The sequence below is a fragment of the Acidimicrobiales bacterium genome (assembly GCA_035540975.1).
Taxonomy (GTDB): domain Bacteria; phylum Actinomycetota; class Acidimicrobiia; order Acidimicrobiales.
Genome location: DATLFN010000064.1, coordinates 16,451 through 42,094, shown reverse-complemented (window position 1 = coordinate 42,094; position 25,644 = coordinate 16,451). Strand labels below are relative to the sequence as shown.

25 protein-coding genes are annotated in these 25,644 nt (G+C 70.4%); 14 read left to right on the top strand and 11 right to left on the bottom strand.

Annotated elements, in window-relative coordinates; translation table 11 throughout:
• Nucleotides 1-313: 313 nt before the first annotated feature.
• Entirely contained in the window at nt 314-886 is a 573-nt protein-coding gene (locus VM242_08035) for a hypothetical protein (GenBank protein ID HVM05105.1), read from the bottom strand.
• Between the two features lie 258 nt (nt 887-1,144).
• Here VM242_08035 and VM242_08030 point away from each other — a divergent pair, with 258 nt between their 5' ends.
• From VM242_08030 to VM242_08020, 3 genes are all read left to right on the top strand, one after another.
• On the top strand, nt 1,145-1,831 hold the full coding sequence (locus VM242_08030; GenBank protein HVM05104.1) for a response regulator transcription factor: 687 nt from the start codon (nt 1,145-1,147) through the stop codon (nt 1,829-1,831).
• On the top strand, nt 1,828-3,135 hold the full coding sequence (locus VM242_08025; protein HVM05103.1) for a HAMP domain-containing sensor histidine kinase: 1,308 nt from the start codon (nt 1,828-1,830) through the stop codon (nt 3,133-3,135). Before VM242_08030 ends, VM242_08025 begins: the two co-directional genes overlap by 4 nt.
• A 630-nt stretch (nt 3,136-3,765) precedes the next feature.
• A complete protein-coding gene (locus tag VM242_08020) occupies nt 3,766-5,142 on the top strand; it encodes a S8 family peptidase (GenBank protein ID HVM05102.1) in 1,377 nt (458 codons plus the stop codon).
• A 1,139-nt stretch (nt 5,143-6,281) separates the two neighbouring features.
• On the opposite strand, the gene VM242_08015 is transcribed toward VM242_08020, so the two are convergent.
• Nucleotides 6,282-6,476 (bottom strand): transposase, encoded by a 195-nt coding sequence (locus tag VM242_08015; GenBank protein ID HVM05101.1) that lies wholly within the window; start codon nt 6,474-6,476, stop codon nt 6,282-6,284.
• Nucleotides 6,477-6,687: 211 nt separating this feature from the next.
• Between VM242_08015 and VM242_08010 the strand changes: the two genes are divergently transcribed.
• The 3 genes from VM242_08010 (at nt 6,688) to VM242_08000 (ending at nt 11,861) form a co-directional block, all read left to right on the top strand.
• Nucleotides 6,688-8,073 (top strand): hypothetical protein, encoded by a 1,386-nt coding sequence (locus tag VM242_08010; GenBank protein HVM05100.1) that lies wholly within the window; start codon nt 6,688-6,690, stop codon nt 8,071-8,073.
• Nucleotides 8,074-8,350: 277 nt separating this feature from the next.
• A complete protein-coding gene (locus VM242_08005) occupies nt 8,351-8,506 on the top strand; it encodes a hypothetical protein (protein ID HVM05099.1) in 156 nt (51 codons plus the stop codon).
• Between the two features lie 439 nt (nt 8,507-8,945).
• Complete coding sequence (locus VM242_08000) at nt 8,946-11,861, top strand: UPF0182 family protein (GenBank protein ID HVM05098.1); 2,916 nt, start codon at nt 8,946-8,948, stop codon at nt 11,859-11,861.
• A gap of 27 nt (nt 11,862-11,888) precedes the next feature.
• Here the strand turns inward: VM242_08000 and mnhG are convergent, their stop codons facing one another.
• From mnhG to VM242_07955, 9 genes are all read right to left on the bottom strand, one after another.
• Nucleotides 11,889-12,224 (bottom strand): monovalent cation/H(+) antiporter subunit G, encoded by a 336-nt coding sequence (mnhG, locus tag VM242_07995; protein HVM05097.1) that lies wholly within the window; start codon nt 12,222-12,224, stop codon nt 11,889-11,891.
• Nucleotides 12,225-12,226: 2 nt separating this feature from the next.
• The gene (locus VM242_07990) at nt 12,227-12,484 is read right to left on the bottom strand and encodes a monovalent cation/H+ antiporter complex subunit F (GenBank protein ID HVM05096.1); all 258 of its coding nucleotides are present in this window, start codon (nt 12,482-12,484) and stop codon (nt 12,227-12,229) included.
• The gene (locus VM242_07985; GenBank protein ID HVM05095.1) at nt 12,475-12,999 is read right to left on the bottom strand and encodes a Na+/H+ antiporter subunit E; all 525 of its coding nucleotides are present in this window, start codon (nt 12,997-12,999) and stop codon (nt 12,475-12,477) included. The genes VM242_07990 and VM242_07985 overlap by 10 nt, the downstream gene beginning before the upstream one ends.
• Nucleotides 12,996-14,480 carry a Na+/H+ antiporter subunit D gene (locus tag VM242_07980; GenBank protein HVM05094.1) on the bottom strand — a complete coding sequence of 495 codons (1,485 nt, stop codon included), beginning with the start codon at nt 14,478-14,480 and terminating at the stop codon, nt 12,996-12,998. The genes VM242_07985 and VM242_07980 overlap by 4 nt, the downstream gene beginning before the upstream one ends.
• Entirely contained in the window at nt 14,477-14,854 is a 378-nt protein-coding gene (locus VM242_07975; protein ID HVM05093.1) for an NADH-quinone oxidoreductase subunit K, read from the bottom strand. The genes VM242_07980 and VM242_07975 overlap by 4 nt, the downstream gene beginning before the upstream one ends.
• Nucleotides 14,851-15,312 (bottom strand): MnhB domain-containing protein, encoded by a 462-nt coding sequence (locus VM242_07970; protein HVM05092.1) that lies wholly within the window; start codon nt 15,310-15,312, stop codon nt 14,851-14,853. The genes VM242_07975 and VM242_07970 overlap by 4 nt, the downstream gene beginning before the upstream one ends.
• Entirely contained in the window at nt 15,309-17,645 is a 2,337-nt protein-coding gene (mbhE, locus tag VM242_07965) for a hydrogen gas-evolving membrane-bound hydrogenase subunit E (protein HVM05091.1), read from the bottom strand. Before mbhE ends, VM242_07970 begins: the two co-directional genes overlap by 4 nt.
• A 3-nt stretch (nt 17,646-17,648) precedes the next feature.
• Nucleotides 17,649-17,963, bottom strand: a complete 315-nt coding sequence (locus VM242_07960; GenBank protein ID HVM05090.1) for a hypothetical protein — start codon at nt 17,961-17,963, stop codon at nt 17,649-17,651.
• A 67-nt stretch (nt 17,964-18,030) separates the two neighbouring features.
• A complete protein-coding gene (locus tag VM242_07955; GenBank protein HVM05089.1) occupies nt 18,031-18,258 on the bottom strand; it encodes a hypothetical protein in 228 nt (75 codons plus the stop codon).
• A 426-nt stretch (nt 18,259-18,684) separates the two neighbouring features.
• Here VM242_07955 and VM242_07950 point away from each other — a divergent pair, with 426 nt between their 5' ends.
• The 8 genes from VM242_07950 to VM242_07915 all read left to right on the top strand — a co-directional run bounded on the left by VM242_07950 (nt 18,685) and on the right by VM242_07915 (nt 25,307).
• Nucleotides 18,685-19,164, top strand: a complete 480-nt coding sequence (locus VM242_07950; protein HVM05088.1) for a pyridoxamine 5'-phosphate oxidase family protein — start codon at nt 18,685-18,687, stop codon at nt 19,162-19,164.
• A gap of 1,008 nt (nt 19,165-20,172) precedes the next feature.
• Nucleotides 20,173-20,772 carry a hypothetical protein gene (locus VM242_07945; protein HVM05087.1) on the top strand — a complete coding sequence of 200 codons (600 nt, stop codon included), beginning with the start codon at nt 20,173-20,175 and terminating at the stop codon, nt 20,770-20,772.
• Between the two features lie 264 nt (nt 20,773-21,036).
• Complete coding sequence (locus VM242_07940; GenBank protein HVM05086.1) at nt 21,037-21,399, top strand: hypothetical protein; 363 nt, start codon at nt 21,037-21,039, stop codon at nt 21,397-21,399.
• 184 nt (nt 21,400-21,583) lie between these two features.
• Entirely contained in the window at nt 21,584-21,733 is a 150-nt protein-coding gene (locus VM242_07935) for a hypothetical protein (GenBank protein ID HVM05085.1), read from the top strand.
• Nucleotides 21,734-21,749: 16 nt separating this feature from the next.
• Nucleotides 21,750-22,001, top strand: a complete 252-nt coding sequence (locus VM242_07930) for a type II toxin-antitoxin system CcdA family antitoxin (GenBank protein HVM05084.1) — start codon at nt 21,750-21,752, stop codon at nt 21,999-22,001.
• Entirely contained in the window at nt 21,998-22,384 is a 387-nt protein-coding gene (locus tag VM242_07925) for a type II toxin-antitoxin system VapC family toxin (protein HVM05083.1), read from the top strand. Before VM242_07930 ends, VM242_07925 begins: the two co-directional genes overlap by 4 nt.
• A gap of 376 nt (nt 22,385-22,760) precedes the next feature.
• Nucleotides 22,761-23,105: a hypothetical protein gene (locus VM242_07920; GenBank protein HVM05082.1), complete on the top strand. Its 345-nt coding sequence runs from the start codon at nt 22,761-22,763 to the stop codon at nt 23,103-23,105.
• Nucleotides 23,106-23,117: 12 nt separating this feature from the next.
• Nucleotides 23,118-25,307, top strand: coding sequence for a glycoside hydrolase family 15 protein (locus VM242_07915; protein ID HVM05081.1), 2,190 nt, complete (start codon nt 23,118-23,120; stop codon nt 25,305-25,307).
• The last annotated feature ends 337 nt before the right edge of the window (nt 25,308-25,644 follow it).

Genomic DNA, 25,644 nt, shown 5'->3' with positions numbered 1-25,644 from the left:
CTTACAAGGAAGGGGTCGGGGGTTCGAGTCCCTCAGCGCCCACCGCGAAGGAGCAGGTCCGAGGGAATGTCCTGGTCCGGGGCCGGTGACCATCCCCTGCGACGTAGCCACGTTGACGCAGCCTTTCGCTCGATGGCTACGTCGAGGCGCCCGAGTGTCCGGTGGAGCGAGCCCGCGCAGCGCTGGATGGCGTGAGTGCGCTTCCCCGACGGGTGTCACGTCGCGGAGGCCGTCGGTGGATGTTCCCCGTCGCGACGCGGGGAGGCCCGCAGCAACGCTGCGGGCCTCCCGGGAAGTGAGTGGTGCGGCTGGGTTAGGGCCGGCCGGGTCGGGCCGGGGGGACCGAGTCGGGGATGAAGCCGGCGGCCGGGGTGCTGCCGGCGGTGCTCAGGCCGGCGGTGCTCTGCGTGCCGGCGGCGGCCGGAGGACCGGCGGCCGGGGTGGTGCTGGCAATGTCGAGCCCGGTCGAGCCCTGGGTGCCGGCGGTGGCCGGCTTCCCGGAGGGAACAGCGGTCGGGGCGTGGCCAGCAGCAGGCGTGGTGTTTGCCTTGTCCAGGCCGTTCTGGCCCGGAGCGGCGGGACGGCCGGTGTCGGCGGGGCGGTTGGCGTCGCCTTGCAGCTTGGCGTCGGCACTCACGGCCGTGCCGTCGACGCCGCCATCGGTGGCGTCGGTGGCGACCGTGCCCCCGAAGTCAGCCTTGGCGCTGGCGCCGCTGGGGAACGAGAACGGGCTGACGGCCTCGACGGTGGTGGCCACCGCGGCCTGGGTGGGGCCGGGCAGAACGCCGGCCGCTCCGCCGGCGGTCACGGCGACGGTGGCCATGCCCACGCCGAAAGCGGCCTTGGTGGCCACGCTGAGCGCTGCGAGAAGTTCGGTGATGATCATTGGGTCTTCCTCCACTTGGGTAGTCCGGCTGCCCGCGGCGCAGGCCCGGTGACGTTGCTCGCTGCTGTCACCAGCAGGTAGCCCTTTCGGTGGCCCCCCCACTAGGTGGCGACTGACCTCAGTGTGGGGGCCCGATCCCTAAGCCCAGGCAAAGCCGCTCACAAGACTCACCCCTTTTTCCGCCATCCCACGCCGGTTCGACTCGGGCATCGGGATCTCCAACGGTTCGTCTTGCAGTCGTGGCGGTACCGTCGCAGCGTGACGACCGTCGCCGTAGTGGAGGACGACACCCACATCCTTGCTGCTGTCACCAGGGGCTTGACCGAACGTGGTCACGTGGTGCTGGGGGCGTCCAGCGGGCTGCGGGCCTTGGGCGAGATCGTCGACCAGCGCCCTGACGTGGTCGTCCTCGACCTCGGTCTGCCCGACATCGACGGCCTCGAGCTGCTGCGGATGCTTCGTGCGGTGAGCACCGTCCCCGTGATCGTGGCCACCGCCCGCGACGACGAGGGCGAGATCATCCGGACCCTCGACGCCGGCGCCGATGACTACGTGATCAAGCCGTACTCGGCCGACCAGCTCGACGCCCGCATCCGGGCCGTGCTCCGCCGGGTCAGGGAGGACGACGCCGACGAGCCGGTCCGGATCGGTGGGCTCACCCTCGACGCTCGCAGCCGGGTGGCCGCCATCGACGGCCAGCCGATGGACCTGAGCCGCAAGGAGTTCGACCTGCTCTGGCACCTCGCCACCCGCCGAGGCGAGGTCGTCTCCAAACGGGAGCTCCTCGCCGCGGTGTGGCGGCAGCCGTACGGGGGCCCCGAGAAGACCGTTGACGTCCACCTGTCGTGGTTGCGGACCAAGCTGGGCGAGTCGGCCCGGTCGCCCCGCTACCTGCGCAGCGTGCGGGGTGTGGGCGTCATGCTCATCGACCCGCACACCCCGTGAGGGCCCGCCTGGCCCTCACCGCGGCGGCGGTGACCACCATGATCGTGCTGGCCTTCTGCCTCCCCCTGGGCCGGCTCATCCAGGTCGTGGCCGCCAACCGGGCCCTCGAAGCCGCCAAGCTGGAATCCCGCTCGCTGGCCGGCGCCATCAGCGCCGTCCCCGGCCAGACCGCCACCATCACCCAGCTGGTCGAACAGGCCAACGCCGGCAGCCCCCGGCCCATCACCGTCTACCTGCCCGACGGCACCATCCTCGGGGAGAAGGTCCCCGCCGACGCCGAGGTCGAGCTGGCCCGCAAGGGCCGCTCGTTCACCACCCCCGCCCCGAACGGTGGCCGCGACATCCTCGTCGGCGCCGTCGGACCCGACCCGACGGCGGCGACCGTGGTCCGGGTCCGCGTCGAGGGCTCGCTGCTGCGCAGCGGCGTCCAGCGGGCCTGGGCCGTCATCGCCGCCATCGGCCTGCTCGTCGTCGTCGTCGCCGTGGCCCTCGCCGACCGCCTGGCCCTGTCGATCGTCCGGCCCATGGGCGAGCTCTACTCGGTGACCAGCCAGCTCCAACGGGGCGAGATGGGCGCCCGGGTCTCACCGGCGGGCCCTCCCGAGGTGGCCGAGGTGGGCCGCGCCGTCAACGGGCTGGCCGACCGCATCGGCGACCTCCTCGCCGCCGAACGAGAGGCGGCCGCCGACATGTCGCATCAGCTGCGGACCCCCCTCACCGTGCTCCGCCTGGACGCCGAGAGCCTCGCATCAACCGAGGACCGCCAGCGCATCACCGGCGATGTCGACCGGCTGGAACAGGTCGTCACCCGGGCCATCCGGGAGTCCCGCTCCAGCACCCGAGCCACAGGACGCGGCCGGCAAGGAGCCTGTGACCTGGGAAAGGTCGTCCGAGACCGGGCGGCCTTCTGGTCGATCCTGGCCTCCAACCAAGGCCGCCACTGGACGGTGGATGTGCCCAGCGGCCCGCAACCGATCGGTGTCTCCCAAGGAGACTTGGAGGTGTGCCTCGACGCCCTGGTCAACAACGTGTTCGCCCACACCCCCACCGGTGCGTCCTTCTCGGTCGAGGTTACCGCCGGCTCCGGCGGCGACCGGATCCTGATCGTTCAAGACGCCGGCCCCGGACTCCCAGGAGACACGCTCCCCAGACGGGGGGCGAGCAGCGGAACCGGCACCGGCCTCGGCCTGGACATCGTGCGCCGCACCGCGGAGGCCTCCGGCGGTCGCCTCACCGTCGGACGGTCGGCCGATGGAGGAGCCCGGTTCGAGGTGTGCTTCGGCCCACCGCCCATCCGTCGCTGACAAACCCGCGTCGCCCACACTTATGGCGGTCCCGGCGCTCGCCTCGGTGGGGTCTGCCCGTAATACCTGATCGGCTCTCCGGAGCACACTGCCTTGACCGACAGCTCTTGACCGGAACCGACGAATCGAACGTCCACGTTCTCCGGCCCATCGGCGACCACGTTCACCGAGTAGCCGTCGCTCGGGATCGCCGAGACCAGGTCGATGAACACGCCGGTGCAAGCCACCCTCACTACCCCACCATCGGTCGAGTACGTCGCTGACGGCCCCGGCGCCGCCTGGGAGGCCGGCGGACCCACCGGGCCAGGCGCGGGCACAACCCCGACCCCAGCCGCAGGCGTCGTGCGGGTAGTGGTGGGAGGCGCCGCCGGAGCGGCGGTGGCGCCTGCCTGAGGCGCCCCGGGCGGAGCCGTCCCCGGCAACGGCAAATTCGGGCCCGCAGGCGCCGCCGCCTGACCAGAGGCCGGAACGGTCGAGGCCGGACCGCTCACCGCCCGGGTGGTGCTGGTCGTCGTCATCCCGATTACCGACGAACCAGCCTCCAGCTCGCTCACCACGTCGTCATGGGCGACGACCGGCGCAGGGCGGTCCGTCACATCAGCGGCGACGATCGACGTCGCTGCCCACACCATGGCCGTCGACGCCACCGTGGCCGCCAGCCACAGCCCGACAGCAAACAACCGATGCAGTCCCACCGCACCAAGGATGCCCCTCCCAGCCGCCCTCAGCGCTAAGGGGACCCTAAACCTCACCCGTGTCGGGTCGACGTCGGCACGGGCCCCTCCAGTTCGGTGGCCCCTCCAGTTCGGCGAGGCGCTCGCCGATAAGTCCACAACCCGGCGGAAGGTCACTGACATGCCCGTTTTGCCCAAGTTCTTTGTCGCCGGCACCGTGTTCGCAGTGGCCTTGACGGTTCCCGGTGTCAGCCAAGCTGTTCCGGCACCCCCGGAAGGTGCTCCTGGGAGCTACATCGTCGTTCTGCGCGACGGCAGCAACCAGCGTCAGGTCGCCGATGACCACAACCGACGCTTCAACGCCGAGGTGAGCCACGTGTACAGCACCGCGCTCAACGGCTACGCCGCCCGCATCCCCTCAGCACGGTTGGCCAACCTGCGGGCCGACCCGCGGGTCGCCTACGTCGAGGCCGACGGGACCGCGACCGCCTCAGCGCAGACGATCCCGTGGGGGATCGACCGCATCGACGCCGACGTCAGCTCCACCCTGGCCGGCAACGGCACGGGCAGCGTCAGCGGGGTGAACGCCTACGTCATCGACACCGGCATCTCCACCCACCCCGACCTCAACCTCGTCGCCCACGGCAACTGGACCGGCGACGGCAAGAACTACGACTGCAACGGCCACGGCACCCACGTCGCTGGCACTGTTGGAGCGAGGGACAACACCAGCGCGGTCGTCGGGGCCGCCCCAGGCGTGGCCCTGATCGGACTGAAGGTCCTCGACTGCAACGGCAGCGGATACACCTCCAACATCATCGCCGCCGTCGACTGGGTCACCAGCTACGCAAAGAAGCCGGCAGTGGTCAACATGAGCCTCGGAGGAAGCACGTCCAAGGCGCTCGACGACGCCGTCCGCAAGTCAGCCAGCAACGGGTACCTCTACGTGGTCGCCGCTGGCAACAGCGGAGCCAACGCCTGCAACTATTCTCCCGCCCGAGCCGGCGCCGGCACCAACAACGGCATCATCACCGTCGCCGCCACCGACTCGGCCAACAAGGAACCGTCCTGGAGCAACTACGGGTCCTGCGTCGACATCTGGGCCCCGGGCGTCAGCATCCAGTCGACCTACAACAACGGCGGCACCGCAACCATGTCGGGAACCTCGATGGCCTCCCCCCACGCCGCCGGGGCCGGCGCCCTGTACCTGTCGAGCAACACCACTGTCTCCCCCGCCACCGCCGAAGCCACCCTGAAGACCAACGTCCTCTCCCCGGGCACCGCCAGCAAAAACGGCCGAGCCATCAAGATCGCCTACGAGGGCAGGTACTAGCCCCAAGCCCGGAAGACGACTACGTGCTGGTCGAAATTGCCGTAGCGGCTCCGCGGATCGACCGCCTCGCGACCTGGAGCCCGGAACCGGAAACCACTGGACATCGGCTTTTCTTCTCCTCGCTCCAGACGGTACGGGGGGTGGTGCGACATCGGGCCCGGCTGACCGGCCGGCTTCGCTGCGCGCTTGGACCCGGGTGGCCGTCGTGGCCTCCCTGCGCCCAGGGAGGCGGGAAGCGGCCTACGGGAGCCCGGTAGAGGCTCGATCGTGACGGGGGACGGGTGGTGAGTGCGGCCAACGTGGCGGCTACTGGCGTGTACGGCCCGTGAGGAACAACCGAACGAAAACTGGCGGGGAGGATGTACGGGGAAGGGTGATCGACCATCCACCGGTCCGGAGGCGGTGCTCACTACGGTCAATCCTCTGGCCTTGGCCTGACCCGAGGACTGGCTGACGCGGCGCGTTGTCTTCGCAACAACCCGTCGGCCCAGTGCCTAGATGATCAACTGCCGGCCGCACCGGTCGGGCGGCGTGAAGCGGGCGGCTGCTGGATCAGTCGACCGCTTCAGTGACCGCCGTCCGGGCTCGCTGCGTGCCACCCCTTGGCCACCTGAGACGGAAGGGAGGGCGATGACCATCGTAGAACCAGCGCTTGGCCGTGACCGGCGGCGTGGATACCCACCTGGACGTGTACGTCACCGCTGCGCTCGACGACATCGGCGGCTGCTAGGCGTCGAGGAGTACACCACCGGTGCCGGCGGCCACCGACGCCTGGTGTCGTGGTTGCAGTCGTTCGGTACCGTCACCCCGTCGGCGTTGAAGGCACCGGCTCCTACGGCGCCGGGCTGGCAAGTGCGCTGAGGGTCACCGGCATCGACATCGTGGAGGTGGACCGGCTGAATCGTATGGCTGACGCCGCCAGGGCAAGTCCGTTCCCCTCGGACCTGTGAAGCGGCCCGGGCCGCACTGTCGGGCCGGGCCTCCGGTGCGGCCAAGACGAGGGGCCTTCTGTGGGCGATCTGAGCGTTGACGGTGGCCAAGCGCAGCGCTAGGTCCACCAAGGTCAAGACCCTCACGCTCCTCGCGCAGCACCTTGTTCTCCTTGCGCAGCCGGGCCAGCTCCTCACGCTCGGAGGTGGTCAGCCCGCTCCGCTTACGCCGTGGATCTCGGCTTGGCGTAAGCAGCCCCGCATGGCCGTCTCGGTGAGGTCCAAGGCGCGGCACACCTCGGTGACCGTCTTGCCGCTGGTGCGGACAAGGTCGACCAGCTCCGCCTCGAACTCCTCGGAGAACGACCGCCGGTGCCCGGCCTTCTTCCCTGCCATGGTCTCCATGACCGGGTCAGGTCCATCCTCGCCGGTGTCGTGACAAGCTTGCCGAGATCGAACGGGCCCGTCGGCGTATCGCCACCGTCGACCCTCCGATGCTGAGACGAAGCCGCCCACCGCGTAGCCCGAGGTCGCCGCCCTGGTCAGGGCCACCGGGTCGGGAGATCAGCGAACGTGCTGGGGGGCGGAAGCGCCCGCCGCCGCGGAAGGATGAGGTATGCACGACGACGAGGATCTGGACTCCGGTAACGGGGACCGGCCTGCGGAGCCGGTCATCGCCAAGCTGTGGGCTCGAGACGAAGAGTTGGGCAGGAACGCCGAAGCGGCCTGGAACGCCCTGACCTGGGGCCAGGGGGTGGCGTCCATGACCCAGGAACAGGTCCAGCTCTTCTTGTGGTATGAGCTGCCGCTGAAGTGGTTGGCGCCCCCTGAGGAGGACGTCGTCACCAAGGTCGCCGCCGCTACCGCGGCGCTGCTCGACGGTTTGGGTCTCGACCGCTACGCGGCGATCTGCCGTTCGCCGGTGACCGCCGAGGTCCACGCCGCCTACCGCCGCTCCGACGACCAGGGCCGGCAGGCGTTCCGGCGGGCCGTCGCGCGCTCGGGGATCGACCCGCCCGATCTCGACGACTTCGCTTGGGGGTCGATGATGGGTACCGACGAGGCGTGCGCCCGGTCCACGGTCGCCATGGCCCTGGAGCAGGCGATCGCCGCCGGCGAGCTGGTGCCGGGTGCACGGGGCTGGCGGGAACGCCAGCAGGCGGTGGCGGCCGGCACGCTGGACCGCCCCCACTCCACCCTCCCCACCCAGACGTGGCGCAGCGCGATCCTCACTGAGCGCCTCGAACACTGGGTGTCCTTCGCCCGAGGTCGCAGCCAGGGGCTGGGGGTGCTGCGGGCCCGCCACGCCAACCGGCTGCTGCCACCCATCCCGGTGCCCGACGCCGCCGCCGATCTCTTGGCGCCGTTGCGGTGGCTGCTCGGCGAGCTCGAGACCCGCGGCGGCCTTGACCTGACCCAGACCGGCGCCCTCAACCGGGCATTCGTGATCGAGGCCACCCAGCGGTGGGCATGGTGGGAATACGGCTTCCGGGGACCGAACCGCCAGGACGACGTGTGGCAGCTCGGCGCCGTGCACGACCTCGTCCGCCACTGCGGTGCCGCCCGCCGCCACCGACGCCGGCTCCAGCTCACGCCGTCGGGACGGGCCATGGCGGCCGACCCGACCCTGGCCTGGGCTCGGGTGGTGCCTTGGCTGGCCGGCGACGACGACTTCGACCAGATGATGGCCGAGACCGCCACCCTGGTCCTGTTGGACCAGGAGAGCCGAGAGATCGCCACCAACGAACTGTGGCCCCGTGTCGCGGCGCTCGCCGCCGAGCACGGCTGGCGGGTCGGAGGCCACGGCGGGGAACCGCCGGGCGAGCGGGAGGTCAGATGGGCGACCCGGCCGTGGCTGCGGCTGGGCGGCTTGTTCGCGCTCGTCGTCGAGGAAGGCGACTGGCCGTCCCGACGAATCCGGCTTACTCCCGCCGGCGAGAGCGCCATGCTCGCCTACCTGCGATCACGGGCCGCCGGCCCCCGCACCGGGCTGTTCGCATGAACGCCTCGCCGGGAGCGGCCCGCCCGACGCGCCGTCCGCCGGTCCTGAAGGCCGCGGGGGCGGAGCGCCACGTTGCCACCTACACGGCCGTGACGGGGACCTCACGAGCCGACCAGCGGCTCACGTGGTGGGTCGGGCGGCCGGCGCGGGCGGGTTCTCGCCAGGGATACTGGAGCCGTGAACGACGACCCGCTCGAGCTGCCGACGGCGTCGGGGCCGCGGTCGCCTACGGAGCCTGGCTCGCCAAGCAGGAGATCCGTCCGCTCTCGCCGACCACGTGAGGCTCAAGCTCGGCGAGAACACCACTGTCGTCGCCAAGGATCCACTTCTCGCTCTCGGCCACGACGTCGATACCGTTGCTGAAGAGCAGCTCGCCGGCCGACCCGATCCCGACGTCCTCGCCGCTGCCGTCGCGACGAGCGAGCTCTGGTGACTTTCGACCTCGGATTTGGCGATGCCCGCGCCTACCCTCCCCCTGGCTGACGGATGCCGGCGACCTGTCCTGAGGCTGTGGGTCCTTTCCGTCAGCACATCGGGTGGCGTCATCAGCCTGATCAGGGTGGGCCCTTCGGCTCAACGTTCACCTGCCCTTACGAAGCGCTGTGAACGTCGCTTCGTTGATCGCCGCCAACACGGAGGGGTGCCCGTGGGCTACGGTGGCGGTTGGCGTGCCGGGAAGCCTGGTCGGCGAGATAGTCCGTCGACCCTGATGAGGAGCTTCATGGCCGAGCCACCCTTCACCCCGCAGGTGTGTCCGGAGGCCGGGGCGCCTGGTGACCGGAACCATGCGGGTCTACGTGCGACGCCCTCAGCGACGCTCCGTTGGTGGGCGGTACGCCGCGACCGTCATCCCCGCTCCGCTCTGGGCCGACATGAGCGCTGAGGATCCCGAGCCTCGAAGAGAGGCCTTCCGGCGCTCGGCGCTGCGCACCCTGGTGCTTCTTGGTGCCGCCGCTGCTGCAGTGCTCCTCACCTCCGCACGCGCCATCGCCGGCTTCTACACCGACTACCTCTGGTTCGACTCCCTGGAGCAGACCAGCGTGTGGGCCGGCGTCCTCTGGTCCAAGGTGAGCCTCGCCCTCGTGTTCACCGCGGTGTTCTCGGGGCTGATCTGGGGCAACCTGGCGATGGCCCGGCGCCTCGCCCCCCACGTGCGCCCCCCCGGACCGGAGGAGGTGGGGCTACAGCCGCTCCTGGCGGTGGTCGACCGCCGGCCCGCGCTCGTGCACGCCGCGGTGGCCGTCGTCCTCGGGCTGTTCTTCGGGCTCAGCGCAGCGGGGCGCTGGGACGAGTGGGTCCTCCTCCGCAACTCCGTCTCCTTCGGCGTCGAGGACCCCCTGTTCGGGCGCGACGTGGGCTTCTACGTCTTCCAGCTGCCGTTCCTGGCCTTCGTAGCCGACTGGCTGTTCGTGGCCCTCGTCGTCGCGGCACTGGTCGCGACGGCCGCCCACTACGTCTACGGCGGGTTGCGGTTCCAGGTCCGTCGCCGGCGGGCCACGCCGGCGGCGACGGCCCACCTCTCTGTGCTTCTCGGGGTCATCGCCCTGCTCAAAGCGCTCGGCTACTACTTCGACCGCTTCGACCTCACCCGCTCGACACGCGGCGTCGTCCAGGGCGCGTCGTACACGGACGTCAACGCCCAGCTTCCCGCCTTCGAGCTGCTCATCGTGATATCGCTGCTCACCGCCGGGCTGTTCCTCTACAACATCCGTCAGCAGCGGTGGACGTTGCCCGCCATCGCCGTAGGACTGTGGGCGCTGGTCGCTCTGATCGCCGGGACGGCCTACCCGGCGCTCATCCAGCGGTTCCGCGTCGAGCCGGCCGAGTCCACGCGGGAAGCGCCGTTCATCGAGCGGAACATCGCGGCCACTCGCGCCGCTATGGGGCTTGACGACGTGACGGTTCGCGACTTCGCCTACGACGAGAACCTTCGCGCCGAGGCGCTCGTGGACAACGCGGAGACGATCCGCAACGTGCGCCTGTGGGATCCCCAGGTCCTGCGCCAGACCTACCAGCGACTGCAGGAGGTGCGGACCTTCTACCGGTTCACCGACGTGGACGTCGACCGCTACGGGGTCGGCGACGAGAAGACGCAGATCCTCCTGTCCGCTCGGGAGCTCAGCCCCGACAGCCTTCCCTCCGACACCTGGGAGAACCGCCACCTGGCGTTCACCCATGGCTACGGCGCCGTGCTCTCCCCCGCCAACGCCGTGACGTCGGACGGCCAGCCCGACTTCCTGGTCAAGAACATCCCCCCGCAAGGCGAGCCCGAGATCGCCCAGCCCAGGCTCTACCACGGCGAGGCCATCGGCGGCTATGCCATCGTCAACAGCGGGCGCGACGAGATCGACTACGTCCGCGAGGACGGGACCGCGGTCACCAATCGCTACGACGGCAAGGGAGGCGTCGGGATCGGGTCGATCCTTCGCCGCGTGGCGTTCGCCCTGCGCTTCGCCGACGTCAATCCCGCCATCTCCGGGTTCATGACCGAGGATTCGAGGATCCTGTACCGGCGGGACATCCGTGAGCGGGTCGAGGCCATCGCCCCCTTCCTGCACTTCGACGACGACCCCTACCCCGTGGTGTTCGACGGCCGCATCACTTGGCTCATCGACGCGTACACCACGACCGACCGCTACCCCTACGCCGAGTCCGCCGGCGGCGGACGGGTCGGCCCGGCCAGTGGCCTGAACCACGGGTTCAACTACGTGCGCAACTCGGTGAAGGTCGCTGTGGATGCCTACGACGGCGACCCGATCTTCTACCGCGTCGACCCGGACGACCCGATCACGGCCGCCTACGCCAAGGCGTTCCCCAGGCTCTTTCGCGACGCCGACGAGGTACCCGATGAGCTGCGGAGGCATTTCCGCTACCCGGAGGACCTGTTCCGGGTCCAGACGGACATGTGGGGCCGCTACCACATCGGAGATCCCGGGGAGTTCTACTCCCAGTCCGACCGCTGGAACCTCGCCCAGGACCCCGGTACGGCCGCCCCGGCCCCGCAGGCGACCACCCCACAGCCCGCCTCAGCGGCCCCAGCCGCCCCGGGGGGCGAGTCGGCACGGCGGATGGACCCCTACTACCTGCTGATGAAGCTGCCGGGTGCTCCGGCGACCGAGTTCCTCATCCTCCAGCCGTTCGTGCCGTTCTCGGAGGACGACTCACGGCGAGAGCTCTCCGCCTTCATGGTCGCCAAGGCGGACCCCGACGACTACGGCGAGCTGGAAGTGTTCGTCATGCCCCGGGACCGCCAGGTCGATGGCCCAGCCATCGTGAACGCGAGGATCAACCAGGAGCCCGAGGTCTCCCAGCTGATCACCCTCTTGAGCAGGGCCGGTTCGGAGGTGCGGCTGGGGAACCTCGTCATCATCCCCGTGGAGCAGTCGCTCATCTACGTGCGTCCGCTCTACGTGCAGGCGACGGGGGCGAACGCCGTTCCAGAGCTCAAGAAGGTGATCGTCGCGTTCGGTGACCGCATCGCCGTCCGGGACACCTTCCAGGATGCGCTCGTGGCAGTTTTCGGGGCCGCGCCGGAGACGCTGGAGGAGGGCCCGGCCGACGCCGCGACCAGCGAGCCGGGCGAGGTACCGGCCGGCGGGACTCCGGAGGGAGTGTCACAGGAGGTGCGCCAGCACCTGGGAGCGGCCGCCGCAGCGTTCGCCGAAGCGGACGCCGCGCTGCGGGCGGGCGACCTCGTGACGTACGCGCAGAAGGCTCAGGAGGCGCGCGACGCGTTCGAGCGGGCCCGGGACGCCTCCGGTGCGCCGCCCGCTCAAGAGACCGGCTGAGCTGCGAAGCGCACGGCCTGGCTCGACTCAGTCAAGCGCATCCCGCTCGTCGAGCATCGTGGCGAGATCATCGCGAGCGGCGAGGTCGATCTCGATGCCCTCGGCTCGGTAGGCGGCCCGGCCGACGAAGTGGGCGGCGCTCGGCGCGGTGATGAAGATGAAGACCACGCCGAGAAGGGCCTTCGAGCGTCCGCTGTCGAGGGCGATGGCGGCGCCGAGCCCGACGAGCGCGACCCCGAGGGTGGTGGCCTTCGTGGCGGCATGCATGCGTGCGTAGACGTCCCGGAAGCGGAGAACGCCGATACCGGCGAGCAGTGCGAACACCGCTCCCGTGAGCGCGAGCACCTCGGCGACCGTCTTCAACGTCAGCCCCCTCGCCGTTCGATGAACCTGGCGGCGGCGGTGGTGCCGACGAACCCGACGAACGCCACGACGACGGCGACGCCGAGGAACCACGGGCTGCCGGTGCGGATCGAGTCCACGAGGATCACGGCGACGATCGTCACGACGAAGCCGTCGATCGCGACCACCCGGTCGGCGAGCGAGGGGCCGAGCACCGCCCGAGTCATGAAGCAGGCGGCGCTGGCGACGAGGAGCACGGTGGCGGCGACGATCACGTGCACTCCCAGGAGGTGGTGTCATCGACGTCGAGACCGCTGAGCGCGGCGGGTGGGCCGAACGCCTTCAAAGCGAGCACCTCGAGCCGGCGGACGTCGGCCTGCACCTGCTCCACGTCGCGGACGTCGAGGGCGTGGACGAACAGGGTCAGGGGGCGGCGGCGAAGCTCGAGCGTCAGGGTGCCCGGAGTGAGGCTGATGGCGTCGGCGATGAGCGTCGCGACCGCATCGGAGCACCCGCGCAGCGGCACAGCGACGATCCCGGTGTGCACGCGATGCCGCGGGGCGATCACGGCGCGAGCGACGGTGACGGTCGCCTGCACGAGCTTGGCGACGAAGTACAGCGCGAACCGGGCGGCGTCGAGCGGTCGAACGACGACGGTGCCGGTGCGCCAGGTGCCGAAGAAGAGGCCGATCGCACATGCGAGGAGAACGCCGCTGAGCACGTTGGCGGTGGACATGTCGGACCAGAGGGCCAGCCAGATCGCCGTGAGTGTGACGACGTGAAGGAGGCGCGTCACGGCGCCAGCACTTCGTCGACGTAGGTGCTCGTGTCGACGAGATCCGCAGCAGCGCGTTCCGACAGGTCGTAGATTGGTCCTGCCGCCACGGCGATCCCGATGCTGAGGACGACGAGGCTCGCGGTGGACCCGACCATGAGCGCTCGTCGAGGCGCGGTCAGCGTCCGCCCCGGGTCGCTGCTCGGATCGGGGCCCCAGAACGTGTTGGCCCAGATCTTCGTCATGGAGAAGAGGGTGAGCAGGCTGACCGCCAGGCTCACCGCCACCACGACGTACTCACCGGTGGCGAGCCCGGCTTGAACCAGCGCCAGCTTGGCGACGAACCCTGAGAATGGCGGGATCCCGGCCAGGCTGAGCGCCGGGAGCAGGAACAGGACGGCGAGCGCTGGTTCCAGGCGGCGCAGCCCCGTCAGGTCGGCCAACTTGGCCGTACCGGTGCGCTGCTCGATGAGCCCGGCGACGAGGAACAGCGTGGTCTTCACCACGATGTGGTGGATGATGTAGATAACGGCGCCCGCGAGGCCGGCCACGGTGAACAGGCCGAGTCCCATCACCATGTAGCCGATCTGGCTCACGATGTGGAACGACAGGATCCGCTTGATGTCGTTCTGGGCGATCGCGCCGAGAACCCCGACCACCATGGTGACTGCCGCCACGGCGAGCAGCAGCGTCCCGGGCTGGGTGTCCTCGGGGAAGAGGAGCGTCTGGCTGCGCACCAGCGCGTAGACACCGACCTTGGTGAGGAGCCCGGCGAACACGGCGGTCACGGGCGTCGGCGCCGTCGGGTAGCTGTCCGGGAGCCAGAAGTAGAGCGGGAAGATCGCCGACTTGATGCCGAAGACCACGATGAGCAGCAGCGCCAACCCGCTTCGGACACCACTGGGGAGGTCGGCGATCTTGGTGCTGAGGTCGGCGAGGTTGACGGTCCCCGTCGACGAGTACACGAACGCCAGCGTGAGCAGGAAGAGGGTCGAGGCGATGAGGCTCATGACGACGTAGGTCATGCCGCTGCGCACCTGGTCGGCCCGCCCCCCGAGCGTGATGAGGACGTAGCTCGCCATCAGCATGACTTCGAAGGCGACGAACAGGTTGAACAGGTCGCCGGTGAGGAACGCCGCGGCGACGCCGGCCGCGAGGATCAGGTAGACGGGGTGGAAACCGACGTGGTCCTCCTCGGCACCCGGCTGGCCGATCGCGTACACGAGCACGGCCAGCAGCATCAGCACCGCGATGAGGAGCATGATCGCGGCGAGACGGTCCGCCACGAGCGTGATGCCGACGGGCGCCTCCCAGCCGCCCGCCTGCACGGACCGAGGGCCCTCGTCGTCGACTCGGAGGAGCAGCGCGACGCTCAGGCCGGTGACGACGGTGAGGGTCACCACACCGATGACGCGCTGGGCGTGCCGCCACCGTCCGACACCAATGGACAGCGCTGCGCCGGCGAGCGGGAGCAGGATGGGCCCGGCGAGGAGCGCGTTCACGACTCTTCCTCGTCATCGGCGAACAAGACGGCGTCTCGGGCGATGCGGCGGTCCTCCACGTCGTCTTCGACCTCGTCGTCCTCCGTCAATCGCCAACTCCTGAACGCCAGCGCGAGCAAGAACGCGATCACCCCGAAGGTGATCACGATGGCCGTGAGGACGAGCGCCTGCGGGAGCGGATCGGCGAACTCGCCCGCGTCGCCGCCCACGAAGGCCGGGTCGCCGCCGTCACCGCCGGAGAGAACGAGCAGGATGTTGACGCCGTGGCCGAGGAGACCGACGCCGATCACGACGCGGCTGAGCTGACGCCCGAGCACGAGGTACGTCCCGCACGCGCAGAGAAGGCCGGCCGTCACGATCAGCAGCAGTGTCACGTGCCGTCCTCGGGCGGCGGCCGGACGGCATCCCGCCAGTACTCGCCGAGGCCCTCGAACGCCATCAGGACAACCCCCACGACGATGAGGTAGACGCCGGTGTCGAAGACGGTCGCCGTCGTGAGCTTCACGTGACCGACCAGCAGGAGGTCCCACTCCACTGCGGTCTGGTCGAGGGGTCCGGCGCCCGCCACCACCGGCACGAGCGCCGCTACGACCGCCACCAGCAGTCCGGCGGACAGGAAACCCCACGGCGGGCCCGGAGCGGCGGCGTGCACGTCCTCCAGTCCGCCGGAGATGTACCGCAGTGCGAAGGCAGCGGCGGCCACCAGGCCACCGACGAAGCCGCCGCCCGGCTGGTTGTGGCCGGCGAAGAGCAGGTACACCGACAGGACCAACGCGGCGTCGAAGACCAGACGGACCGTGGTGTCGACGATCACGGAGCGCCGTGGCGTCATGACGCCACCCGACGCCGGCCGCGGCCGCGTCGCAAAGAGCGGCCACGCGGGACCTCGCCGACCCGCGCCAGGGCGACGATCCCGATCGCGGCGGCAACGAGCACGGTGACCTCGCCCATCGTGTCCATCCCACGGATGTCGACGAGAATGACGTTGACCACGTTCTTGCCGTCGCCATCGGAGAGCGCCCGTTCCGACATCGCCCGCGATACCGGAGGGGCCGTCCGCGAGCCCGACACCGCGACCGCCATCAGCACGACGAATACGCCGACCGCCGCCGCCACCGTCAGGCGGTAGACCCGGCCGATTGCCTGCGGACGCCGCTCGAAGCGGTCGGGCAGCCGGCGCAGGACGAGCAGGAAGACGACGACGGACAGCGTCTCGACGGCGAACTGGGTGAGCGCCAGGTCCGGGGCTCCCTGGACGACGAAGAAGATCGCCATCCCGTATCCCACGACGCCCAGCAGCAGCGCCGCCGCGAACCGCCGGGTTGCGACCGTCGCCGCCACCGCAGCCGTGATCAGCAGGGCCGCGATGGGGAGGTGTGCCGGGCGGCCCAGCACGTCGGGCCACCCGGGGAACCACTCACCCGACAGCAAGCCGACACCCGGCACCACCGCGGCGGTCGCGAGCGTCACCGCCAGGTAGATCGGCATGGAACCGGATTGGGCGACGCTCGTCGCGAGCACGGCGATCTTCTGGGCCACCCGCACGGTGCCGTCGTAGACGGCCGCGCCCGTCACCGGAGGCGCCAGTCGGCCCTGGAGGACCGCCACCCGTCGGCGGCCGATGAAGACAAGGGCGCCACAGGCGAGCGTCGCGATCGAGAGGACGAGCGCCGTCGTGAAACCGTGCCACAGCTCGAGGTGCGTCCCGGCGCCGGCGTCGAGCGCCTGCGCGGCATGGTCGACCAGCTCCGACCACATCATCGGCGCGACGCCGAACACGACGGACGCCGTCGCCAGGGCCGCCCCGGGGAGGACGAACCCGAGGGGCGGGCGACGGCCGAGGGTCGATCGATCCCGGGGCACATCGCTCACGAGGTCCGGGCGCCACAGTGCCGCGCAGAACCGGAGGCTGTAGACGACGGTGAGGATCGACCCGGCCACGATCCCGACGAGGACGAGCTGTTCGCCGCCGCCGCCGTGCACGAGTGCGGCGTAGGCCTCCTCCTTGGCGATGAAGCCCGCGAACGGCGGGATCGCCGCCATAGAGGCGGCGCTGACGAACGCCACGGCGCGTGGCAGCATCCAGCCCGAGCTCAGCCGGGGCAGCTCGCGGACGTCACGCGTGTGCGCCTCGTGGTCGACGAGGCCGACCGTCATGAACAGCGCCGCCTTGAACAGTCCGTGCGTGAGCAACAGGGCGCAACCGGCGGCGGTGGCCTCCGGGCGGCCGATACCGAGGAGGACGGTCATGAAGCCGAGCTGGCTGATCGTCCCGAATGCCAGCAGCTGCTTGAGGTCGAACGGCCGCAGCGCCCGCAGCCCGCCGGCGACCATGGTCGTCAACCCGACGGCGACCACGAGCGGGCGCCAGACACCGACGGCAGCGAACGCCGGCGCGAACCGTGCCAGGAGGTAGACCCCGGCCTTCACCATGGCGGCTGAATGGAGGTACGCGCTGACGGGCGTCGGCGCCACCATCGCCGCAGGAAGCCAGCTGTGGAACGGATACTGGGCCGACTTGGTGAACGCGCCGAGGAGGACGAAGATGAGCGCGACGGCGGTCGTCGAGCTCGTCGGTGGGTCGGCGAGGATCTCTGCGATCCGGTAGGTGCCCGCTTCTTGCCCGATCGCAACGAACCCACCGAGCATGGCGAGACCGCCCAATCCGGTGACGAGCAGAGCGTGCAACGCGGCCGAGCGAGCTTCGGGTTCGGCGTCATCGATGCCGATGAGCAGGTACGACGTTACGGACGTCAGTTCCCAGCAGACGTAGAGGAACAGGAGGTTGTCGGCGACGACGACGCCGAACATCGCGCCCGCGAAAAGCGTCAGCAGGCCGGCGGCGCGGCCGACCTTCTCCGATGCTCCGAAGTAGTACCACGCGTAGACGAACACGAGCGTGCCGATGCCGGAGACGAGCACCGTCATCAGCAGGGCGAAGGCGTCGAACCGTAGATCGAGACCGAGGCCCAGCCCCGCGGCCCAGGTCGCCCGCTCAGCGACGACACCGCCGTCGACGACCGAGGCCGCTCGTGCCAGCGCCCACACCATCGTGAGCGCAGGTGCCAGACCGCCCAGGACGAGGGCCCAGCGGCCCAACCGCCGCGCGGTCAGAAGCGCGGAGACGCCAAGCGCAGCGTGGAGCGCGAGGAGGACGAAGAGCACCGACTACCAGCGAACGGAGGCGTTGGCGGATTCGTAGATGGCGCGGAGAACGAGCGTTCGTCCTCGATGTGCCGGGAACCGACGGGCGGCGAGCGCCGGCGGGCCGGGCACCAGGACGAGCGAAGCGAGGCGGATACGCACCAGCTCCCTCGCAGCGACGAGCACCGACGGGGCGGCGTCGATCACCTCGTTGCCTTCCCTTTCGAGCCGTTCGTACGGCACCACCCGAGCGAGACTCGGTACGCGCATCTCGGCCGCGACTGCCGTCAACGCCGGGATGACAGAGCGGACGCTCACGGGCGCCTCCTGGATCAGCACCAGGACGTCCAGGTCACCGCCGTCGCACCCGGGCGCCAACAGCCGCGGGCGAGCTGGTCGATGGCCATCAACGGGCCGACACCACGCCCAGCGCGATCATCAGACGGCGGTCGTGCCCCCGGCTCCCGAGCGCCGCGGCGAGCAGAACGCCGAGCCCGATCCAACCCACGAAGAAGGCCGGCATCGACCACGGCGAGCTCGCGAGCGCACTGCTCGCGCCTTGGCCGCTGGCAGCGAGGACGAACCACTCCTCCGCCAGGTCGACCGCCCTGTCAAGGTCCTTCAGGTGTGGCACGGTGCGCCTTTCGCTGGTCGCTGAACTCCGTCGCCGACCAGACTTCCCGGCACGCCGAGAACCACCCTAGTTGGCCCGGTACGGGGCCAGCGTCGAACTCCCACTGACGCTGGGATCCCCGTGTCATACCGCGAACGGTGAAGAACGGAAGTATCGCCGGGCGTCGGTGGCCTCGTCTTCGGCACGGGAACGTCGGCTGGTTGGCGCGGCGTCGGCGACATGGTTGTACCGAAGCGCCGATCAGCGCGCGTCGCACATCGTTGCCGCCTGCCAAATGGGGGTCGCGTCCTCGGAGTCGTCGACGGCATCACGACCAGCGCCATCGTCGGCGTCTGTCGGCGGGCCGCTCGTGGTGCGCTCGGAGTGGCGGCGACGTGCTAACGCGGAGCCGTGCGCGACGCTCAACCCTCACGTGACCGGGCGCGGATGCCCGAGGGCTACGGAGTTCCGAAGAGCAACGACGGGCTGCTCGACTGGTCCGACGTCGAAGCTCGGCTCGTGGCGGCGGCGCAGTACTGGCTGGCGACCACTCGGCCGGACGGGCGGCCCCACATCGTGCCGCGGTGGGGTGTCTGGGTGGGCGGCCGCTTTTGGTACGACGGAGCGCCGACGACCACCCATGTCCGGAACCTGACGCGCAATCCGGCGTGCACCCTGCACCTCGAGGACGGCTGGCAGGCGGTGATCGTCGACGGCACCTCCCGGCCGGCCGATCCTCCGGGCATCGATCTCGGCACCCGCCTCGCCGCGGCGTACGCCGCCAAGTACCGCGACCGCGGCTACGAGCCGAAGCCCGACGCCTGGGAGGGGCCCGGTGCCGGCGGTCTGGTGGTGTTCACCCCCACCACGGCCTTCGCGTGGTTCGACTTCCCGACCGATGTCACCCGCTTTCGATTCCCGCCCTAGGTTCGAGCGCGCCCGACCGGTCCGTCGCGCAGGCAGCCCGACCATTTCACCGGTGCCGAAGAACGGCGCCAAGCGCCTATCAGTCGTCGAAGGGTTCGAGCGCCGGGCGGGATGCCGAGCGGAAACCACAGGCCGTCTCTCGAGGCGCTTCTGTGGTGCCCGGTTAGGCGCATCGAGGCGGCTTGGTCGCGCTCACCGGGCCGGGTCTCCCGCTGACGGCGCTTTCCGTTCCACGGCCGGATCCGCACGCCCTCATGCGGGCCGTGGTGCCCAGTTGCGGCACTGTCCCTGTCGAAGAAGGTTGACGTGGTCTCGCCGGCCGCTTCGGTCAGCGGTGCCGGACGGTCGGTGATGGAGGTGGGGCTGGGCGCGCCCACTCGTCCCCGTGGCTGACAAGATTGATCACGTTGCCGTCCGGAGCGCGCACGAGGAACCTTCGCACCCCCGACGGCTCGTCGGTGAGCGGGTGAACGATCTCGTACCCCCGACGCTTCGCCTCCTCGTACGCATCATCGATACTGTCGCCGACGTGAACCGAGATGACTGAGTCGTGGGGCGCCGTGGCGTCGCTGGTGACGAGTTGGACGGAGGCGTCGCCGCCGGGCGTCGAGTATCGAGCGACCCACCCGATTGGTCGCGGGTCGCGGCGATGTCGGCAACCGGAAGGTTCGCGTTGATTCCGGTTACTCGCATGGATCCTCCTCACCCGGTGCGCCTCACCGTAATCGGCCAGTGTTCGGCGATGCAGCTGGACAGAACGACGGCCCGGCCGCGCCGCTGAGATGCCCTCACGTCAAGGTCACCGGCACCTCCGCACGTCGCGTACCTGGTCACGGGCGACGTTCTTCACGTCTTGGCCATCGCTCACGATCGTCCCGCCTACTGGGTGCGGCCGCCGAACCCTGTTCGTTGCGCTGCAACCCAGAGCCGGTTGTCCCGTCCGCTGGCGATGAGAGGAGCGTCGGGTCGGCTGACAGCCGAGACCTCCGGAGCACTATCAATGGTGGGATGTTCGTCCAGGTCATCCGTGCTCCGGTCCGGGACGAGGGGGCTCTCGTCGTTGCCCTCGACCGATGGGAGACAGAGCTGCGGCTGCGTCCCGGTGAGATGGGCTTTCTCGGGTCCACCGCCGGCCTCACGACGGACGGCGAGGTGGTTCTCGTCGCCCGATTCGATGGCGAGGACGCCGCCCGCCGGAACAGCGAGCGCCCCGAACAACGGGCGTGGTGGGCCGAACTGGAGCAGGCACTGGCCGGGCCCGCTCGGATCTTCGAGTCGGCGGCAGTCGACGTCTCGATGGGGGGTGGATCCGACGACGCAGGCTTCGTCCAGGTGTTCTGGGGCAGCGGCGACAGAGTCGCGGCCCGCTCGGTGATGGTCCAGGCCGAGCCCATTCTTCACAGGGAGCGACCGGACATACTCGGCGGCTTCACGGTGTGGCTGCAGGACGGCCGCTTCATCGACGTGGCGTACTTCCGATCGGAGCAGGAGGCCCGGGAGGGCGAGGCGAGAGAGCTTTCGGAGCAGGGCCGTGCGGTCTTCGAGCAGTTTGGTCGGGTCCTCGCCGCCGAGGGGTACGCCGACATTCCGAAACCCAGGCTCCGCTGACGGTACGGATGCCGGAAGACCGTCGGTGAGGCGCACGTGGGGATCACGTCGTCAGCGCGGACATCGTCGTCCTGAAGGGTGGACTCGCGCGCGGGTCGGCGTCATCACCGTCGGGTGCCGAGAACGCGCCGCGCTAGAGAAGCGCGGTTCTCCAGGCCTCTCCCCGGGCCCCAATCGTCTCTCCCTGCGCACGATCGGAGCGGGGTAGCTCCGCCGAGAGGACAGCGAGAGGGGCATTCGGATGGCCGCTGATCCAGTACTCGTGTGCGCAGCGACGACCCGCTGGTGTTCGTGGCCGATGCATGCGCTGCGGCGGCCGTTGCGGTCAGCGAGCCTCGTTCGTGGCGTCCGAGCGATGCGGCCATGATCGACCTGTACGCCGAGCTCGTCGTGGCCTACGCCTGCCCGGTGCGGACGGATCTCAGTGGGACGCGCCTCGCCATCGTCGACCATCTGGTCGGGCGAGTCGCCCAGGCTCGAAGTGGCGAGATCAAGGCTTCCCTGGTCGACATCGTTCGACCGCCTCCACGGCGAGTTGGCGTCCGAGCGCGCGCCGGTCTGACCTCCGTCGCGATGGTGTCATCCGGGGGACCAGGAAGTTCCTCGACCGCGTCGGTCGGCCCCTGAGCGAGCCACCCGCGGCCACCACCGTGCTCGGCGACTGGTACGCCAACGTGCCGTTCTGGCGACCGCAGGCGGCCGTGTCGCCAACGAGCGCAACGCTGCTGCCCGTCTCCTGCCGCTGGCCCCGGCGGCGACCGTCATCGCCCGGCTGGGAGCGACGATCGAACTCGTCCTCGGCCTCCAGGGCTTGGCGGGGTCGTCCAGCGCCGACGAGCTCGACGCCATGGAGAACGCCGTCGTGGCCAAGACCGCCAACCGCAGCGTCGTCTTCGTTGCCACCAGCGGCACGTCGAACGCCTCGGTCGTCGGGGAGGAGCCTCAGGCCCGCCCTCAATGATGTGTATTCTGTGCGCATGGCCCGCGTCAACATCACCATCCCGGACGACCTCTACCACCAAGCGCGGGGCGCTGGGCTGAACATCTCCCAGCTCGCCCAGCGGGCCGTCTCAACCGAGCTGAACCGACTGGCCAAGATCGCCGAGCTCGACAGCTACCTGGCTGAGCTCGAAACCGAGCTCGGGCCCACGAACGAGACGGAGCGGACGGAGGCGACGGCCTGGGCGGACAGGCTCTTCGGCACCGAGCACGACCGCCGCTCGGCGTGACATTGGTCCTCGACTCCGGCGGGCTGTCCCTGCTGGCCGAGGACCGAGCCCGCCTGGAGGAGCTGCGACGCAGGGGCGAGTGGCCGGCGCTCGTACCCGCGGTGGTGCTCACCGAAGTCCTCACCGGGGACCACCGCCGCGACTTCCACGAAAACCGCCTCCTGCGCACCTGCGAGGTGCTCTCCACCGACGAAATCCTCGCACGCAAGGGCGCGGCATTGCGGGCGGCGGTAGGAGGCGCCCGCAAGCCGTCGGCGGTCGACGCCATCGTTGTTGCTCTCGCCGATGCAGTGGGCGGAGCGACGGTGCTCACCGGGGACCTTCGGGACCTGCGCGCCCTCGCTCGGCACACGGTCAACGACGTTCGCGTCGGGGGTGCCTGATCCACCCCGCGAGACCCGAACGGGGAACGAATGGTGATCGGCGTAGCCGACGAGAAGGTCTCGTTCTCCGGTGCAACCAGCCTTCCGCTCCGAGCGGCCGTGGGGTGCCTTCCGCCTCCAGCAACTGATCCTCACGAAGCTTGCGAACACCTCAGGAATGACTGGCAACTCTTCTCGAGACGCGTTTCGACTCGTGCGCGGAAGCAGCGTCCGTCAACCAGGCGGCCGCGCCGACTGCCGGCTCGCGGCGCCGCCCGCCGCGCCGCACTGGTGATCGTGAGCACGAGGCCGGTCGTCGCGGACGTATCGCCGGCCGCCGCAGTGCTCGCCGCCCGGCACGTCGGGGCGGCCCGCATGCGTGAGGCAGGATGTCGGAGTGACAGACGCCGACGTGCTCGCCACCTGGAAGGCCGACGAGAGCCTCCTGGCACAGATGGGCGCGCGCTTGTCCGAGCAGCCAACGGAGATCGAGGTTCGTATTCCTCGGGGACTTGCCGATGCCGCGGTCGAGGCGTGGCAACGTGACGGCGATTCCGATCTGACGGGCGAGAAGTGCGAGGAACGGATCGTGCGCAGCCGGGCCGCGGCGCTTGCCCTCATTGGAGCCGCCTTGGAGGACCGTGGCCGAGTTGACGGCGACGACGTGATCGTGACGATCGACGCGTGGTTTGTCGGTGACGCTCTCAATGCGGCCGATGATTACGGGCTCGTGCAGCCGTAGTCGCGGCCCCGATTGCCGGCTTGGGCGCCATCAGGGCCAGCGCGAGCACATCTTCGGTGCGCCGGCAGCCTCCGGCGGTCTCGGTCCGCTGGCCGACGGCAACGGAGCGCCGACCGGCACGTCGGTGCGGCGACGCCAGAACTCGTTCGACGCCGTGGCTCCGCCCGTCGGCGTCTCCACGCACCGCCGCCGGCGGCTACGGCCCCGACCGCGCAGAACCGGCGGGGGGGAGCTTCTGGCGGCAAGAAGTGGCGCTATTCGCCACATCTGCCGCCAGAACGTATCCACCGGCACCGGCGGCCTGGCCGCGTCCCGACGACGTCGGCACTCGTCAAGTGTGCGCGCCACGGGCCGGTCGCCCAGTTCCGGGCCGGGGATTCGGAGCGGTGGCCCACCGGGCATGTTGGAGCGATGAACATCGAGGACTACGCGCTGATCGGCGATACCCAGACCGCCGCCTTGGTGGGCATCGACGGGTCCATCGACTGGCTGTGCCTGCCGCGGTTCGACTCCGGGGCCTGCTTCGCCGCCCTTCTCGGTGACCGTTCCCACGGCCGGTGGAAGCTGGCCCCGCTCGGCGACGCCCACCGCGTCGAGCGTGCGTACGCGGCGGGCACACTGGTCCTGGAGACCACCTTCCACACCGGTGGTGGCACCGTGCGGGTCACCGACTTCATGCCTGTGCGCGGCGCCGCGCCCGACGTCGTGCGGGTGGTGGAGGGCGTCTCCGGTTCGGTGACGATGGAGATGGACCTGGTGGTCCGTTTCGACTACGGCTCGACCGTCCCCTGGGCCCAGCGCATCGACGGCGCTCTCTCGTTGATCGCCGGTCCCGACGCCCTCGAGCTGGTCACCACCGCCGAGGTCCACGGCCAGGACATGGCGACGAGGGCGACGTTCGCCGTCGGCCCCGGTGACCGGGTCCCGTTCGTGCTCACCTGGCACCCGTCTCACCAGGCGCTGGAGCGCCGGGCGGATCCCGACGTCGCCCTCGCCGAGACCGTCGCGTGGTGGCGGGAGTGGTCCGGTCGCTGCACGGGCGGTGGCCGTTGGCACCGGGAGGTCGAGCGGTCGCTGATCACGCTCAAGGCGTTGACGTTCGCGCCCACGGGCGGGATCGTCGCCGCGCCGACCACCTCGCTGCCCGAGGTGCCGGGCGGCGTCCGGAACTGGGACTACCGCTTCTGCTGGCTGCGCGATGCCACCTTCACGCTCCAGGCGCTGCTCGCCGCCGGCTACGGGGACGAGGCGGTGGCGTGGCGGAACTGGCTCCTGCGAGCCGTCGCCGGCGACCCGTCGCAGATGCAGATCATGTACGGCGCGGCCGGTGAGCGCCGCCTGCCCGAGCTCGAGCTCGAGTGGCTGCCGGGCTACGAGGGCAGCCGGCCGGTCCGGATCGGCAACGGCGCCGCCACCCAGCGCCAGCTCGACGTCTACGGGGAGGTCATGGATGCCCTCCACCAGGCGAGGGTGGCCGGGGTCCCCCCCGACGCCGCCGCCTGGGCCGTGCAGCGCGAGCTGCTGTCCTGGCTGGAGACCGGGTGGCGCCAGCCCGACCACAGCCTGTGGGAGGTCCGCGGCCCCGCCCGCCACTTCGTGCACTCCAAGGTCATGTGCTGGGTGGCCTTCGACCGGGGCGTGCGCGCCGTCGAGGAGTTCGGCCTCGACGGCCCCGTCGATCGCTGGCGGCGCGTGCGCGACGAGATCCACGACGAGGTGTCGCAGCGGGGCTTCGATCCGGGTCGGTGCACGTTCACCCAGTCCTACGGCTCGCCCGAGCTCGACGCCAGCCTCCTCATGATCCCGCTCGTGGGCTTCCTGCCACCGAACGACAAGCGGGTGCGGGGCACGATCGACGCCGTGCGGCGAGAGCTCGGCGCCGACGGGTTCATCGAGCGTTACCCCACCGAGCACGGCACCTCCGTCGACGGGCTGCCCGGCAAGGAGGGGGCGTTCCTGCTCTGCTCATTCTGGCTGGCCGACGCCCTGGCCGTCACCGGCCGCCACGACGAGGCGGCACAGCTGTTCGAGAGGCTGGTGGGCCTGACCAACGACGTCGGCCTGTTGGCCGAGGAGTACGACCCCGCCTCGGGGCGGATGCTCGGCAACTTCCCCCAGGCCTTCTCCCACGTGGGCCTGGTCAACACCGCGCTGAACCTGACGTCGGCCGCTCGGCCCGTCGACCGGCGCACGTGCGCCTGATGCGGGCGATGGTGGTCCGGCCCGGGCAGGCCGGCAGCGCCGCGGTGGCCGATGACGACGGACCGGTGGGCGAGGGCGACGTGCTCGTCGAGGGGGTCGCCGTCGGCATCTGCGGGACGGACGTGGAGATCGCCGACGGAGAGTACGGGGCCGCCCCGCCGGGGTCCGGGCTCCTGGTCCTCGGCCACGAGTCGCTGGGACGAGTGGTCGCGGCGCCCGCCCGCAGCGACCTCGCTCCCGGCGACCTGGTGGTGGGGATCGTCCGCCGACCGGACCCCGTCCCGTGCGGGCCGTGCGGCGCCGGGGCGTGGGACATGTGCCGCAACGGGCGCTACAC

What these genes read in the sequence shown, in the direction of transcription:
- VM242_07970 (HVM05092.1), bottom strand. Translation starts at nt 15,312, where the DNA reads ATGACGCCACGGCGCTCCGTGATCGTCGACACCACGGTCCGTCTGGTC.
- VM242_07945 (HVM05087.1), top strand. Translation starts at nt 20,173, where the DNA reads ATGTTCGTCCAGGTCATCCGTGCTCCGGTCCGGGACGAGGGGGCTCTC.
- VM242_08035 (HVM05105.1), bottom strand. Translation starts at nt 886, where the DNA reads ATGATCATCACCGAACTTCTCGCAGCGCTCAGCGTGGCCACCAAGGCC.
- VM242_07930 (HVM05084.1), top strand. Translation starts at nt 21,750, where the DNA reads ATGGCCCGCGTCAACATCACCATCCCGGACGACCTCTACCACCAAGCG.
- VM242_08020 (HVM05102.1), top strand. Translation starts at nt 3,766, where the DNA reads ATGGCCGTCGACGCCACCGTGGCCGCCAGCCACAGCCCGACAGCAAAC.
- VM242_08010 (HVM05100.1), top strand. Translation starts at nt 6,688, where the DNA reads ATGCACGACGACGAGGATCTGGACTCCGGTAACGGGGACCGGCCTGCG.
- VM242_08000 (HVM05098.1), top strand. Translation starts at nt 8,946, where the DNA reads ATGAGCGCTGAGGATCCCGAGCCTCGAAGAGAGGCCTTCCGGCGCTCG.
- VM242_08015 (HVM05101.1), bottom strand. Translation starts at nt 6,476, where the DNA reads ATGGAGACCATGGCAGGGAAGAAGGCCGGGCACCGGCGGTCGTTCTCC.
- VM242_07950 (HVM05088.1), top strand. Translation starts at nt 18,685, where the DNA reads ATGCCCGAGGGCTACGGAGTTCCGAAGAGCAACGACGGGCTGCTCGAC.